Origin of the sequence: Pseudoscardovia radai (assembly GCF_002259605.1) — a bacterium.
Classification (GTDB): Bacteria; Actinomycetota; Actinomycetes; order Actinomycetales; family Bifidobacteriaceae; genus Pseudoscardovia; species Pseudoscardovia radai.
Genome location: NZ_MWWR01000004.1, coordinates 119,546 through 135,496, shown reverse-complemented (window position 1 = coordinate 135,496; position 15,951 = coordinate 119,546). Strand labels below are relative to the sequence as shown.

5 protein-coding genes and 1 tRNA gene are annotated in these 15,951 nt (G+C 66.3%); 3 read left to right on the top strand and 3 right to left on the bottom strand.

Annotation, left to right across the window (positions count from 1 at the left end):
* Positions 1 to 984 precede the first annotated feature (984 nt).
* The 3 genes from PSRA_RS02625 to PSRA_RS02615 all read left to right on the top strand — a co-directional run bounded on the left by PSRA_RS02625 (position 985) and on the right by PSRA_RS02615 (position 5,722).
* A tRNA-Ser gene (locus PSRA_RS02625) sits at positions 985 to 1,069 on the top strand.
* A 129-nt stretch (positions 1,070 to 1,198) separates the two neighbouring features.
* Positions 1,199 to 3,712, top strand: a complete 2,514-nt coding sequence (locus tag PSRA_RS02620) for a hypothetical protein (protein WP_143516306.1) — start codon at positions 1,199 to 1,201, stop codon at positions 3,710 to 3,712.
* Positions 3,713 to 3,814: 102 nt separating this feature from the next.
* The gene (locus PSRA_RS02615; RefSeq protein ID WP_094660343.1) at positions 3,815 to 5,722 is read left to right on the top strand and encodes a DUF6020 family protein; all 1,908 of its coding nucleotides are present in this window, start codon (positions 3,815 to 3,817) and stop codon (positions 5,720 to 5,722) included.
* Here PSRA_RS02615 and PSRA_RS02610 read toward each other — a convergent pair.
* From PSRA_RS02610 to PSRA_RS02600, 3 genes are all read right to left on the bottom strand, one after another.
* Positions 5,664 to 6,587 (bottom strand): class C sortase, encoded by a 924-nt coding sequence (locus tag PSRA_RS02610; RefSeq protein WP_158216294.1) that lies wholly within the window; start codon positions 6,585 to 6,587, stop codon positions 5,664 to 5,666. The two genes, PSRA_RS02615 and PSRA_RS02610, sit on opposite strands and share 59 nt — an antisense overlap.
* Positions 6,588 to 6,853: 266 nt before the next feature.
* Entirely contained in the window at positions 6,854 to 8,734 is a 1,881-nt protein-coding gene (locus PSRA_RS02605) for an isopeptide-forming domain-containing fimbrial protein (protein ID WP_094660340.1), read from the bottom strand.
* 273 nt (positions 8,735 to 9,007) lie between these two features.
* On the bottom strand, positions 9,008 to 15,682 hold the full coding sequence (locus PSRA_RS02600; RefSeq protein ID WP_158216293.1) for a SpaA isopeptide-forming pilin-related protein: 6,675 nt from the start codon (positions 15,680 to 15,682) through the stop codon (positions 9,008 to 9,010).
* Positions 15,683 to 15,951 lie beyond the last annotated feature (269 nt).

The window sequence follows — 15,951 nt, the reverse complement described above, 5'->3', positions numbered from 1 at the left end:
CAACGGTGCCTCTCACTGGCACGCCAGTGACCAACGAAGCCCACCGTCGGAGACCCAATCGTTGGAAACAAGCCAATTCTTCCCCAACAGTGCCCCTCACTGGCACGCCAGCGACCAACGAAGCCCACCGTTCGAGAAAAAGCCCAGCATTCCCAACAACCACTCTGCCAACAGTGCCTCTCACTGGCACTGGAACGACCAGCGAAGCCCACCGTTGAAGACCCAATCGTTGGAAACAAGCCAATTCTTCCCCAACAGTGCCCCTCACTGGCACGCCAGCGACCAGCGAAGCCCACCGTCGGAGACCCAGCCGTTGGAAACAAGCCAATTCTTCCCCAACAGTGCCCCTCACTGGCACTGGAACGACCAGCGAAGCCGACCGTTGGAGAAAAAGCCCAGCATTCCCAACAACCACTCTGCCAACAGTGCCCCTCACTGGCACGCCAGTGACCAGCGAAGCCGACCGTTGAAGACCCAATCGTTGGAAACAAGCCAATTCTTCTCCAACAGTGCCCCTCACTGGCACGCCAGNGACCAGCGAAGCCGACCGTTCGAGAAAAAGCCCAGCATTCCCAACAACCACTCTCCCAACAGTGCCCCTCACTGGCACTCAAGCGACCAGCGAAGCCCACCGTCGGAGACCCAATCGTTGGAAACAAGCCAATTCTTCCCCAACAGTGCCCCTCACTGGCACGCCAGCGACCAGCAAGAGGCACCGTTGACGCCAGGCGGGACCGAGAGCTGAACCATCGTCGCTCCCCAAGAACGATGTGACGGGTTGCGGACATCTTGTGGGTTTCCTCTCCCTCGCACCGCCTCTCCGCACCCCGCTCTCTCCCCGCACGACACGCCGCGGAACGCAGGCGAATTGCATTTTTCCCGTAGACGCGGTATTTTGGTCAAGTTGCCCGCGGAAACATGTGCTGGAACGAGTTCACGCAACAAATCCAGCGGCGGTTTCGCAGCATGTCGCCACGCAGCAACGGAGGATTCGCCTAGTGGTCTATGGCGCACGCTTGGAAAGCGTGTTGGGTGCAAGCCCTCACGAGTTCGAATCTCGTATCCTCCGCGTACAGCCGGAAATCCTTGCACACCTTGGGTTTCCGGCTTTTCCATTTTCTGCGCGGTCCGGACGCTCGGAAAGGCGCCGCCCCGCCGCGCTTCGGATTCCCCTACGCAGAGACGGGATTGAATTGATATGTCGAAAACCGCGCATACCTCGCAGCCCCCACGGAGCAATACGCCGGCGCTCAGGAGGCAGCACCGGCGCACGGCCGTGCTGTGGCTGGTGGCGCTGCTGGTGATCGCGGGGCTCGAAGTCGGCGTGTTCAACCTAGGGCATTGGCGCACCACGCATGTGCCCGCGGTGACGATGGGCTCCCCGGTGTTCGGCGGAGGCATTACGATTCCGTCGCCGGGTGATGCAGACGATACCGCCGACGATGGCGCCGCAGACACCGCCGCAGACGCCGCCTCCACCACCTTCACCATCACCGACCCGGACACCGCCACGATCGACATCCCCGTGCGCGACGCGGCGACCGGCGGCGCGACCGAAATCGCCAGCATCCGCCTCTCCCCCGCCGCCTCCATTCCCGTAAGCCAGGCCGCCTCCCACGCGAACGACACTGCATCGTGGACCTCGGCCACGGCATCGTTCTACACGGCCGACACCGACACCGCCCTCGACAGCGAGGCCCAGGCCGACGCCGAGGAAGAGGCCGACGCCACCCGCAACACCGACGACCTGACATGGCGCAGCCTGAGCGACGGCGTCTGGTCCGACCCCGACAACACGCTCACCTACACGAGCATCCCCGAGACGCAGTACACGCTCGCCGGGCAGAAAAGCGACGAGAACCGCTACAGCACGTGGCTGCGCATCAGCTTCGAAAACGAATACGCCGGCTCCACGGTCTCGCTGGCCAGCTACGAGGTGAACCCCACCATCCCGTTCTCCATCAGCTTCTCCCGCATCGCCGTCATGCTCGTCATCGCCGCGTTCGTCATCTGCTTCCGCCCCGGCTCGGTGCTGTGGCGCCGCCGGCTCGACATCACCACGCGCGGCCACAAGGCGGCCACGGGCGCGGCCATCGCCATCACCGCCGTCGTCATGCTGCTCGTCACGCAGGCCACGGGCGGCATGTTCAAGGTACAGGGCGTCTCCTACGGGTGGGGCTTCGACCACTGGTTCGACCCGCTGCAGTACCAGCGCCTGGGCGAGGCACTGCTCAACGGCCACCTGTGGCTCGACCTGCCGATCGACAACACGCTGCAGTCGATGTCGAACCCGTACAACTACGCGGCGCGCCAGAGCCTCAACGAGGCCACCGGCGCCGTGTACTTCTGGGACCACGCGTACTTCCAGGGCCACTATTACAGCTACTTCGGCGTGGTGCCGGCCGTTCTGCTCTTCGCGCCCTTCGAAGCGCTGACGGGGCGCTGGCTGCCGAACTGGGCGGCGTCGTGGGTGCTTGGCGTGGCGTTCGCGGCCTTCGCCATCCCGATGACGATGCGCTTCATCCAGCGCTTCTTCCCCCGCGTCTCGCAGGCGCTGGCGTGGCTGTGCGCCCTCACGATGCTGGTGGCGAACAGCGCGTGGTATTACCTGTTCACGCCGTCGTTCTACGGCATCCCCGTGCTCGCCTCGATGGCGGCGACCGCCGCGGGCCTGTATTTCTGGATCGGCGCGCGCCGCGACGCCACGACGGGCGCATGGGCTGGCTGCACTCCCGGCGCCACGCGCGTGTCGGCATGGCGCGTAGTGCTCGGCTGCGTGCTTATGGCGCTGAACTTCGGCTGCCGCCCGCAGTTCCTCGTCTTCGTGCTGTTCGCGTTCCCGATCTTCTGGGACGAGATCCGCCACTCGCACCAGATCTTCTCCCGCGCGAGCTGGCGCCTGAGCTGCGCCATCGTGCTGGCCTTCCTCGCCGTCATCGTGCCGCTGCTCGCCTACAACGCCGCGCGCTTCGGCTCGCCGCTCGACGTGGGCTCGAACTACAACCTGACGGCCTTCGACATGACCTCGCAGCGCCCGTCGCGTGCGCTGATGCCCATCGCGTTGCTCATGCAGCTGCTGCAGCCAGCCGCATTCGGCGGCTCCTTCCCCTTCATCGAGACGGTGGACAACGCGCTGCCCCTGCCGTGCGAGCCGTCGCTCGGCGGCTTCCTGGCGCTGGTGCCGTTCGCGCTCGTGGCGCTGTTCTTCTGGATGGAGCGGCGCCGCCTCAAGGAGCGCCACGTGTGGGCGCTGACGGCGATCTGCGTGGCCGGCGCCGCGGCGGTGCTGCTGCTGGACACAATGACGGCCGGCGTGAACAACCGCTACTACGGCGACTTCGGCATGCTGCTGGCGTTCGCCGCCATCGCGGTGGCGTGCTGCCTCGAGGAGTCCCTGCGGCTTCCTGTGGCGCAGGAGAGTATCCACGATGCCTCCGCTGCCGAGGGCGCGGAAAGTGCGGAAGACGCAGAGGCTTCGGCAGACGATGCCGCCGCAACCGCAACCGCCGCCGACCCGCGTCTGCTGCCGGCGTTCCGCACCGGATATGCGCCGGCTCGCCTGGCGGCGTTCGCCGCGGCCGCGGCGGTGCTGTTCTCGCTGATCATGGTGTTCGGCGGCATGTTCGCCACCGGCCGCTACGACGCGCTGCCTTCCACCAACCCGTTCCTGTTCTCCTACGTCAAGAGCTGGTTCCTCGGGCTTACGATGTAGAGCCCACGATGTAAAGCCCACGGATGCAGCGGCAGCGTCCGCGCATCGCCAGCATCCCTTCCACAGCGCCGGTAGCCCGCCAGGGCACGGCGGAGGAGCATCATGTCAGACCATCCGAAAGCCACCGTCTCTGGAAACACCGCGACCCCGACACGCCGCACGCAGCGTCCCGACCTATGGGCCGGCATCGCGGCGGCTGCGATCAGCGCGCTCGCCGTGTGGGGCGACTATGTGCGCCGCGCCGTCTCGGGCACCGATACCTGGCACGGCTCGCCGTCCTACGCCGTGGCGGCGGTCACCCTCGCCCTCGCGCTCACGGCGGCGTTCACCTGCGCCCTGACCTGGGTGTTCCGCCGCGCCGATGCCGCGCTGGAAAGAAACACGATGGCCCCATCGTCGGAACCATCGTCCGGACTCCCCACCGACGCCGCAACCACCGATGCCGCAACCACCGATGCCGCGAGGGCCACAGCCTCAACCGCCCCCACCCTCACCACCGACGCGTGGTTCGCCTCGATGCGCGGCCACCGATTGCGCCCCACCCTGCTTTTCCTCGCGTGCTGGGCGCCGTATCTTCTCATCCGCTTCCCCGGCAACCTCGACCCCGACACGCAATGGCAGCTGCTCGAGGCCTACGGCATGGCGCCGCGCTCCGACCACCACCCGTGGTTCGACACGCTTGTTTTCGGCGCCTTCTGGCGTCTGGGAAGCCTCGGCGGGCTCATCCCCTCGCATCTGCCGTCGCTGCTGCTGTACGCGCTGGCGCAGATGGCTGCCACGGCCGCCGTGTTCGCGCTCGTCATCGGATGGATGCGCTTCCTCGGGCTTCCGCGCGGGCTGGTGCGCGCGAGCATCGTGTTTCTGGCGGCGTACCCCGTGGTGCCGCTGTTCGCGCAGACCATGGCGAAGGACATGCTCTACGGCTGGGCCTATGTGCTGTTCGTGCTGCTCATGGCCGAGGCCGCGCGCACGCGGGGCGGCGCCTTCGCAAGCCGCCGCTTCGTGGTGTGGCTGACAGCGGCCGCCATGCTGCTGATGCTGACGAAGAAAACCGGGGCGATCACGGTGCTGCTGTGCGGCATCGTGCTGGTATGCGCCATCCGGCGCCTGCGCGTGCGGGCCGCGGCGTGCCTGGGGCTGGCGCTTGTGCTCGTGGCCGGCGTGTGGCAGCATGCGGCGCTGCCGGCGATGGGCGTGGCTCCCGGCGAGAGCAAGGAGACGATGACCGTGACGTCGCAGCAGACGGCGCTGTACATCCGCTGGTATGGCGACGAGCTGACGGACGATGACTGGCGAGTGCTCGATGGCGTGTACGCCGAGGCGCACCAGCTGGGCGACGTGTATGTGCCCTCGCGCGCCGACGCGACGAAGGACCGCTGGCGCTCCGACGCGCCGTCCGAGGCCGTGCATGCGTTCTTCCGGTGGTATGCGGGCGCCATGGCGCGCCATCCGGAGGTTTTCGCCATCGCGCTGTCGGCCACGGCGCTGCCCGTCATCTACCCGGATACCACGTCGTTGGGCGACGAATCGTATGTCTCCTACCGCGACAACCTCGACGAGGCGCCCGACACCGCGGATGCCGCGCAGATGGAGCCGTTCCTGCTGGGCATGACGCAGGGGCAGGCCACGCTCGACGAGGTGCAGCGCACGATTACTCGCACCGCGCAGCGGCCACATTGGGCGCATGTGGTGTCGCAGGGCTTCGACCGCGTGTATGCGTGGGTGGAGCACTGGCTGCCGGTTCTGGTGCTCAAGGCCGTGTTCACCACATGGGTTCCGCTCGTCTGTCTCGCCTACTGCATCCGCAGGCGGCACGGCATGGGCGTGGTGATGCTGGTTCCGGCCGTGGTGACGCTGGCGACGCTGGTGGCCGGCCCCGTGGTGCTGCCGCGGTACATCGTGCCGTGCGTGTACGCGCTGCCGCTGACGATCGCGGCATGCGCAACGGCCGCTAGTCCGCGATATGCAGACCGTGCGGGCGCGCCGACGAGCGGCGCATCTTCCAGATAACGACCATCGTGGAGACCGCGGCCACGCCGATAACGGCGAAGGTGTAGTCGGCCGGGTACACGCCGAGCTCCGGCTTCTGCACGGGCGGCACGTCGGCGAGGCGCTCGCCGCGCACCACGAGGCGCTGCGAATTGATGCCGTAGGGCGTGCATGTCAGCAGGCTCACGTAGTCCTTGCCCGGGTCGATGGTGAACAGGCTCGTGTCATCCGGTTCGATGACGCTCACGAGATCCACCTGGTATGCATGCGTTTCGCCCAGCACCGTGATGGTGAACACGTCGCCCACCTCGAGCTCGTCGAGGCGCGTGAACATCAGCGCCGTGGGCATGCCGCGGTGCGCGGCGATCACCGAGTGCGTGTTCGGCCCGCCGACCGGCAGCGACGAGCCGTACAGATGCCCCGCGCCGGCCGACAGCACGGATTCCGTGGTGCCGTGGAAAATGGGAAGGTCCACGCCGATTTTGGGAATCGACACCGTGGCCATGGCGCCGCCCGTGTTGAGCAGCGACTGGTATTCGGCATCGGAATCCGATTCGGAGCTGCCGATGGGCAGGATGCCGCCCTGGCGGTGGAAGATCTCGTCGTTGTACGCCTGCGCGGCCGCAAGCATCGAGGCCTTGCTGTCGGCGGAGAGGGTGCTCGCGTTCTGCACGTAGCTCGTGACGACGTTATTGGCGCGGCGTTCGTTCATGAACGATGTTGCGATCGGGTAGAACAGCAGGGCGATGCCGAGCACCATCGACACGATTCCCACGGCCGTGCGCCGCGCCTCCGAGCGACTTTTGCGCGCCCCGTGCCGCGCCGCGGCGACGGACGCATCGTCGGAATGCATGGCGGGCGCCATCGTCGTATCGTCGTCGGACATACCGTTCCTTCCTCCGGCACCGCGCGGCTGCCGGACCCACAGCACAACCATCGTACCCGGCAACCGTGTGAGCAAAAGAAAAACCGCCGGACCGGCCACGAAGAGAGAAACATGGCCGAACCGACGGTGGGGTGAGGACGCCCGCGGGGTTGTGAGTGGGAGACGCCCGCGGAATCGCCCTCCAGCGTAGAGAAGTGACCGCGCCGCCCCGCCGGGCCGCTGGAAAAAAGAGGAAAACAGCAGCTCGACGGTGATGGTGATAGGGATTATGCGGCGGCGGTGTTCCTACGGTTGCGGGAAACGATGATGAAGAGGCCACCGCCCACGAGGGCGATGCCGAGGACCACCAGGATCGCGATGCCGGCGGCACCGGTCACGGGCAGCGGGGTCTTCTTGGAGTTGTAGATGACCTGCGCGTCGCTGATCGGACCGGAGTAGGCGACATTGGCGACCACGTTCTGCGTGGCGTCGCCGGCCGGGTAGTACAGCTTGGAGCCCGTGCTCAGGGCGGCGAAGGCGTTGGCATCCTTAGCGGCCGAGATCGAGATGACCACCGGGTCGGACAGCAGCGTGTAGGAGCTGTTCGGCTGGACGGCGGTTTCGTAGAGGTAGTACGTGGTGGCGTCGTCGAGACCGCGGATGTCGAGCTTGCCATCGGCCAGGGTGACGAGGTCCACGCTGCCCGTGTTGCTCGGGAAGGACGTGGCCGTGCCGGCGTTCGCGGAGCCGGAGACCGCGTAGTACTCGGTGGTGGCGCCGGAGGCGTCGGTGGCCTCGTGCTTCGTGAAGAGCACGCCGTCGCTCTGGCAGGACTTGTCGCCCTCGCGCGTGGTCAGGCAGAAGGTCACGCCCTGCAGCGGGTCGCCGGTGTCGATGTCCTCCTTGAACACATACGCGGAGTACGTGTAGACGCGCGGCGTCTGCTGCGGAGTGTAGCCGTAGTCGGAGGAGTTGAGCGGGTTGCGCGTGTAGCTCACGTTGTAGCTGTTCGGGTTGCCCGTGGAGGCGATGACGGCGTTCTCGTTCATGTGGCAGGTGTACGTGACGGTGACGATCGCGTCCTGGACGGACGTGCCGCCCACGCCGTAGGCCGCGTAACCGTTGATGCCGGTGCCGTTCTTGGCGACGGCCACCGTCCACTTGAGGTAGGCGCCGCCCTGGTCGGTCAGGCCCAGGTTGGCGGCCTCGGAGGCCTTGGCCGTGGTGTCGAGGAGCTTGGAGCCCTGCTCCGTGAAGTCGGTGCCGTTGACGGTGACGGACTTGACGGAGTCGAAGGTGATGCCGGCGCTCAGGCTGTCCTGCAGCGTGTAGGTGAAGGTGGCGTCATGGTCGGAGAAGTCCTTGAGTGTGGAGTACGGAATCGTGTACTTCAGCGTGTAGTAGATCTCCTCGCCTTCGGCGAAGTCCGGGTTGCTCGTGGAGTTCTCGGTGCCGTCGGTCACGGCCTCGCCGCTGCCGTCGTTCTTGGAGATGTACTTCTCGGAGGTCGGCTGCTGCGACTTGGCGGTGAGGACGAGGTTCTGGGTGTAGAGGCTGCCGAGGAGAACATACGATGCCGCGTATGCGTTCTCGGTGGCGGAGGCGGCGGTGCCGCCGGTTTCGACGATGAGATAGTAGCCGTACTGGGCCGCCGCGTTCGCCGTGCAGGACTGCTCGGCGCAGGTGAAGGTGACGTCGGGCGCGAGGCCGGCCTTGGCGTAGTCCGCGTACACGGCGTTGCCGAAGGTGTAGGCGGTGCCGGCGTCGGCGGTGAGGTACGACGTGGTGGTGCCGGTCAGCTTGCTGCGCACGGCGTCGAGAGCCTCGCCGTCGGTGCCGGCGGTGATACCGGCGGCCTTGAGGCCGGCGAACACCGCGTCGTGCTTGGTGGTGTTGACGGCGCCGTTGTCGGTGACGAAGGCGACGGAGACGGCGCTGCTCGTGGTCGGGTCGGCGGGCACGCTCGTGTAATCGAGCACGCGGTAGCCGACGAAGGTGCGGCCGGCGAGCGAATCGTTGCTATCCGCACGATTGATGGTGATGTTTCCCTTGTCCGTGACGGGTGCCACGGCTGCCTGCGCGGCGGTGACGCCGGCGGCGCACACACCGAGCGACACGACGGCCGAGGCCGCGGCGGCGAGGGCCTTCCTGACGATGGTCCTGGTCATTCGGTTCTCCTTACTTCCCCGATATGTTTCACCATATCAAATGGGTATTCCAAAGTATTCCTCATTTCGGCTCGTTCGCCGGAATATTCACCGATTTTTCATCGGCCTGCGTCCGCCGTATGCGGCGGACAGGCAGCCGGGCGCGGGCTGGCCCGCGCCCGGCTGCGGATGCGCGGCATGCATGGTATGCGCGCATCGTGATGTGGCGTATGACGTGACGGGCGGCACGGCAATCGTACACGGCCGCCGCGTCACGCCTCCGTCACCTCATCGTCACTCGTTCTCGCCGCGCCTCCTGAAGACGGCCACACCGCCCAGCAGAAGCAGCAGGCCGACGCCCGCGAAGGCCCACACGCCGCCGAGGCGACCGGTCTGCGGCATCGAGTCCTTGCGCACGTTCACCGCAACGCCGAAGGCCGGGGCCGGGTCTGCGGAGAACGCGTACAGGCGCACGATCGACCCGGAGAGGTTGCTCTTCGCATTCGTGGCGGTGTCGGTGACGCACGATGCCGTGCCCGAACCCGTACCGCACCGGAACTCCATGAAGGTGAAGTCCGCGTCATCGGGAATCGACTCGCGCACCGTGAGGCTGGCGTTGTCGGGAAGACCGCTGATCGTGTAGGCGTAGCCCGCGGCCACCTGCATCGTGATGGGCTTGTCGAAGAACGACTCGTTCGCCGCGTCGTACAGGAGGTTCACGGTCTGCTTGCCCGAGGCGTCGGTCGCAATCGCGCAGGCCGTGTCGGGGCAGGTGTAGATCGTCTTGCCGTCGACCGACACCGTGATCGAGCCGTTCGCCTGCGCCACCGTGTAGTCGACGATGGCGGCGGAGGACTTCTTCGCGTCCGAGCCGTCCGCCCCGGCGGTGACCGTGGCGAAGGTGACCGGGTAGGTGGCCGGACGGTACTGCTCGGTGCCGCCGAAAGTCACCGTGTTCTGGAAGCTGTACAGTTCGTCGCTCGCGCCGCCGACCAGCACCTTGCCGAAGCTCACGGCGCCGGTCTTGAGCACGTTCACGATGACGTTGCCGTTCGTGCCGGTCACGGTGCCCGTGGCCAGGTCGATCGTGTACGTCGTGGTGTCGATCGTATAGCCCTGCGGCGCATTGGCCTCGGTCAGCGTGTACGTATACGTCGTGCCGGAGTCCACGTTGTCGAGCAGGAAGCCCGCGTTGGCGTCGGAGGCGTCGCCGCTGATGTCGAAGACGCCCGCCGTGGCGGAGCCGTTCGTCAGCCTCGTGCCGGTGCACCCCGCGATAGGCGTGTTCTTGTCGGCCACGCAGGCCGTCGCCGTCGAACCGTCGGTGCCGGTGCGCTCGAGCTTCCATGTGGAGCCGGAGAGCTTATTCGAGTCGCTGATGTTATCGGCCTTCGTCCACGTCAGCTTGATCGGCGCATCGCTCACCGTCGCGCCGGCCACGGCGGTGCCGTCGGCGGCCTTGAGCGCGAAGGACTTCGTGGCCGCGTCATAGGCCATGGTGTACGAAGCGGTGCCGGTTGTGGCGCTGCGGAAGTAGCCGTTCGGCGCCTTGATCTCGACGAGCTTGTACGAATGGCCTTCCACGAGGAAGTCCGTGTTCGCGGCCTGCGAGCCGTCCACCGTGAAGGCGCCGGTGCCGGTGCCCGTGTTGGTGAGCAGCGCGTTCGTGCCGCATTCGGGGATGGAGGTCGCGCCCGCGTCGCCGATGCAGCGCGTCTGCGACGTGGTGGTGTCGGTGACGGTCCACACCGAGCCGGCGAGCGCGGCGCCCGCGGCGCTCTGCTTCGTCCAGGAGAACACGATGGGCGTGTTCGTCAGGGCGGGCAGGCCATCGGAGGCGGTGCCCGCACCGTCGATGGACAGCTCGCCCGTGGTCTTGTCAAGCGTCATCGTGCGCGTGGTGCCGTCGAGGTAGTAGCCGGCGGGGGCCTTGACCTCGGTGAGCGTGTACGTGTAGGTGGCGTCGGCGTCATCGCTCAGGAAGAACGATGTGGACGATGCCTCGCCGCCCGACAGCTGGATGGTGCCGTCAGTCGTGTCGATATCGTTCAGAGTCTCGGCGCCGTCGCAGGCGGTGACGCCCGTCAGCGCCGCGTTGTTGTCGGACACGCAGGCGACCGTCTGGGTCTGCGACTGGTCAGCGGTGCTGGTGGCCGTGCGCACGAGCCTCCACACCGAGCCGGCGATGGCGGCGCCCGTCACGGAATCCGTCTTCTTCCACTGCGCCGCGAGCGGCGTGTTGGGAATCGTGGCGATGCCGTCGGAGCCGGCGGTCGCGTTGGCGATCGACAGCGTGCCGGTGGCGGGGTCCAGCGTCATCGCACGCTCGGTGGTGTCGAGGTAGTGACCGGTCGGGGCCTTGACCTCGGTGAGCGTGTATGTGCGCGTGGTGCCGTTGGCGCCGCCCAGCAGGAAGGCCGCGGACGACGCGTCGGCCGCGCCGGAGATGGAGATCGTTCCGGCCGTCGTGGCCTGCATATCGGTCAGCACGGTGGCATCGGAGCAGGCCGTGACACCGGAGATATCGGCGTTGTCATCGGAGACGCAAGCCGTCGCCGTGGTCGAGGCGGATGTGGCGGTGTCCGTGTCGGTGCGCGTGATCTTCCACACGGAGCCCGACAGGGCGTTGCCGCCCACCGAATCCGTCTTCTTCCACGTGGCCGTCACCGGGCTGTTCGTCACCGGAGTCCTTGTCAGGGTGCCGGTGGAATCCGCGGACAGAGGCAGATACGTGCCGGAGATGCTGGCGCTGGAGTAGCCGTCGGGAGCCACGAGCTCGGCGATCTTGTAGCTGTATGTGGTGTTCGAGGTGTTGCCCAGGAGGAAGGCCCGGTCGGCGGCGTTATCGCCGCGCAGCTCGATGACGCCAGCGGCGGCGTTCGTGTCGACGAGCGTCGTCTTGCCGGAGCAGCCGCTCGGAAGGCGGGCGGCGTCGTTGTTATCGACGACGCATGCGTTCGCCGTGGAGCTGTCGGTGCCATCGGTGCCGGTACGGACGACCTCCCACACGGAGCCGGCGGGCAGAAGCGTCGCGCCGTCGGCGCCGACCTTCTGCCAGGACGCCACAACCGGGGCGTCGGTGACCGTGAGGATGGGGATGTTCTTGGCCGCCGCGTTCAGCGTCACCACGTGGTCCGCGGTGTCGAGGGTGTAGCCGGTCGGCGGCACGAGCTCCTTGATCGAATAGGTGTAGGTCACGGTCTCGGTGCTGCCCAGAAGGAAGGCCTGGTCGGCGGAGTTGCTGCCGGAGAGCTGGATCGAGCCAGCCGTGACATCCACGTCGGTCAGGGTCGTCGTGCATGTACCCGGCACGGAGGCGCCGTTATCGCCCACGCAGGCCGTGGCCGTGGAGCCGTCGCTACCGGAGCGCGTGACCTGCCAGACGGATCCCTGCAGGGCGGCGCCGGACGCATCGGCTTTCTTCCACTCCAGCGTATTCGGCTGGTCCTGGATGACATTACCGTCAACGGTCTCGCCCGTGGTTTTCAACGTCAGCGTGGAGACAAGCTTGCCATCGGAATCCGTCGTCACCGCCAGAACATAGGTGGCGGGGTTGATCTGGAAGCCCGTCGGCGCCACCACCTCGGTGATCTCGTAATGCGCGCCAGAGATGAGGAAGTCACCGGAAAGCGACACGATGCCGTCGGCCGTGTTGCCGTCGGTCAGGGCCGTGGCCGTGGAACAGGCGGCGACACCCGCGTAGCTGGCAGTGCTCTGCGAGCTCGTGTCACCCACGCAGCCGGTGGCATCGGGCGTGGTGGCGGTGGCGGTCGCGTAGCGCTCCACCTTCCAGGCGGCGCCTGCCAGCGGCTTGAAGTTGGTGTCTTCCTTGGTCCAGTTCACACCGATCGGGGTGTTGCTGATCGGCGTGTCCTTGCCACCGTCGCCCCTGTAATAGAGCGCGGTATTGGAAGCGTAGGTCAGCGAAAGCGGAGTCGAATCGAGCATGTAGCCGTTCGGTGCCACCACTTCGATGAGCTGGTAGCTGTATCCCATCGCACCGTCAAGGAGGAAGCCGGTTCGATCGGCCACCGTGAACTTGCCGCTCTCCGTATTCGTGTCGGTGAGCTGCGTGACGGCCGCACCCGTGCCCGCGGCGCTCTGGCACGCGGTCAGGGAGGCGAGGGACTGCGAGCTGCCGCTCACGTTATCGGACACGCAGGCGTAGGCGGTGGTTCCGGTCGGCGAGGTGCGCTTGACGAGCCAGGCGGAATCCGGCAGGTGGTCGGAGCCCGAAATCTTGGACCATGCCATGGTGACCTGCTGGTCCACGATGGCGTCGGCGGCGGTATCTGCCGTCGTCGTGCCGTCGGCGTTGACCACCAGCGTGGAGGAGTCGATCGTGAAAGTGCGCGACTGCGACGCCACCGCGTAGCCGTTCGGGGCCAGAACCTCGGCCAGCGTATACGTATAGGTCGTGGACTCGGTGTCGGAGAGCAGGAAGCCGTTGGTGGCGGCGTCCGTGCCCGAGACGGTGATGGTGCCGTCCGTGGAGTCGGCGTCGTTCAGAAGCGTGGCACTGCCGGCATTGCATCCGTCGACGGTGTAGGAGACATTGTTGTCGGAGACGCAGGCGGTCGCCGTCGAATTATTCGAGCCGGTGCGCGTGATCTTCCACACGGAGCCGGCGAGCGCCGTGCCCGTATCGGAGGCCGTCTTCTTCCACGTCACGGAGATGGGGGAATCCGCCACGGCCTGGGCCACCACATAGCTTGTGCCGTCGAAGGAGAGGGAGAATGGCGTGGCAGAGCGGTAGTATCCGGTCGGGGCCACGGATTCCGTGACGGTATACGTATAGCGGTCGGCGCCATAGACCAGGAAGCCATCGCCGCTGGCGTCGTCGCCCGACACCGTAACGGTGCCCTCCGTGGCATCCGTATCTGTGAGTGTCACCGCGCAACCGGTCTGGCTCACGGCGTTGTTGTCGGAGACGCAGGCGGTGGCGTCGGTGTTCGTGGTGCCGTCATGGCGCGTGATGATCCAGGCCGATCCGGCCAGCGGCGTCGCGCCGTCCGCAGTTGTTTTCGCCCACGTGGCCTTGACCGGCATGTTCGCGACGGACACGGTGCCATCGTCGGACTTGTACAGGCCGATGCCATCGTCATAGGTGAAAGAGCCCGAGGAGCTCTTCGTCACGGAATAGGCGAAGGTGGCCGACACAGTGCCCGCGGTGATGCGGGTCCAGTACACCGTGTTGTTCGGAATGTAGCCGCTCAGGACCGAGGTCTCCTTCAGATAGTAGTCGGAGCCGCTTTTCAGGCCGTCGACGCTGATGGAGCCGGTTGTGGGATCGATGTCGGTGGAATCGTTGTCGGTCACCGTCACGAGGGCGTTCGTGCCGTTCACCGCATCGTCATACGTGCCGTACACGGCCCAGGTGCTGTTTCCGAGGGGCTTGCCGGTGGTGTCCGTCTTGTTCCAGGACACCGAGGAGCCGGCCGTCCACGGGAAGTTGTGGCGCTCCTGGTCCATGTTGATAACCGAGGAGGTGGGGCCCTCGTAGAACGTATCCGTCCCCACCACTCCGCCGAGCGAGCCGTCGGCATTCACCGCATGCACGGCGTAGGGGTTGTCCATGGAGAAGTCGCCGCCCACATAGACGCGGCCGTTCGTCGTGACATGGCTGTCGAGGCTGCCGTTGGGCACCACGATGGAGCCGAGCATGGCGGCCGAGGGGTCGTCCTCGGTGGACTTGTCGAGACCGGCGCGGGCCACGCCGCCGCCGATTGTGACGCTCGAGGCCTCGTAGAAATTCCACAGGATGCTCTGGGCCGCGGTCACATACGCCGACCGCACGGCTGAATCGGCCGAGGAGGAATAGCCATTGCCGATTTCGGTGCCGTTCCAGTAGAACTTCCAGCCCGTGTGGAAGGAGACGGTCTCGCCTTCCACATTCACCACCACGCGCTGGCCGGGCTGGATATTCTCGAAGTCGAAGGCGACGCCGCGGTACTGGACGCCGTTATGCGTATCGGAGAGCTGGTCCGACGTGAGGTCGAACACCACGACGGAGCTCGTGGTATCGGTCGAGGTCAGGGTGATGAGTTTCTCGAGGTTCTTGTAGGTGCCCGTCTTGCCCAGGCCCAGGGCCGTGTAGGTGTCGGTTCTGGACGCGGAGCTGCAGTTCGTGTCCGTGTTGGCGGCGTAGCAGAAACGATAGGTGTAGTCCTGCGTGCTGTCGAAGTAGTTGCGGGTGACGGAATCGTTGTTCGCCTCGCCAACCGTCACCGTTCCCGTCGCCGTGCGCTGCGACAGCGGCGTCGAGATGCTGTTCACCACGTCGGGTGTGAAGAAGCCGTCCTTGGTGAGGTCCACGGTGCTGCCGCCGATCGACACGGCGCTCAGCGGATCGTTGTAGTTCCAGGTCACGTCGTTACCCGTGCCCTTGCTCACCACGCTGTCGGAGGTTTCGGAGCCGGCGATGCGGGCATCATAGCCGTTCTCGACGAGGAAGGTATGGTGGCCGCCGGCCTTCGTCACGCCGCCGCCCACGGCAAGCACGGTGCTGCCGTCAGCGGGGCGGAATTGGGTTCCGAAGCCGACGCGGCCCCAGCGGAAGCCGTAACCGTAGTCCTTCCACGAGTTCTTGATCTGGTTGGTCGTCAGGTTGCCGGCCACCGCCGTCACGCCCTCGGCCTCGGCCGCATACGAACCGGCGTCGGCCATGCCGATGTTCATATTGCCGCCGACCCAGGTGGCGATGCCCGTGTCCTTCGTGGTCGCCGTGCCATCGGATCCGGTCGACATCGTGATGTCGGTGCTGGTCGCCTTCGTGCCGGCCACGACATCGCTTGTGGACGCCGGTGCGCCCGTCGGCGTCACGGCCTGGGCCTGCGATCGGCCCGTCAGCGCGAACGCACCCAGCGATCCCGCCACCATGGCGAGGATCACCGAAGCCGCGACCCACGAAGTCCAGCGTTTGTTCCCGGCACCGGCATGACGTGCCGAACGCCTTGTGTTTTCTCTCAAGTGACTGCCTTTCCACTCTACGACGGCTTTGCTACCCGGCGCATCGTTCGCCGGCATATGCATCGTGGTATATGCCGGCGAACGACAGCGAACGACGCGCTCCGTCTCCTTCAGCGAGTCCTAGCGCCCGGGCCGTCGCGTTCCGAGGCCTCTGTCTCATAGCACGCTACGCCCCGGATTCTTCGTAATGAACCCTAGCATAAGGAACGTAACGAATCACGACATGTCCACCGGATATCCACTCCGGTGAACGCCAGAAAACGCTGTAT

Coding starts and splice junctions, on each gene's coding strand:
- PSRA_RS02620 (WP_143516306.1), top strand. CDS start 1,199: ATGTCGAAAACCGCGCATACCTCGCAGCCCCCACGGAGCAATACGCCG.
- PSRA_RS02615 (WP_094660343.1), top strand. CDS start 3,815: ATGTCAGACCATCCGAAAGCCACCGTCTCTGGAAACACCGCGACCCCG.
- PSRA_RS02610 (WP_158216294.1), bottom strand. CDS start 6,587: ATGTCCGACGACGATACGACGATGGCGCCCGCCATGCATTCCGACGAT.
- PSRA_RS02605 (WP_094660340.1), bottom strand. CDS start 8,734: ATGACCAGGACCATCGTCAGGAAGGCCCTCGCCGCCGCGGCCTCGGCC.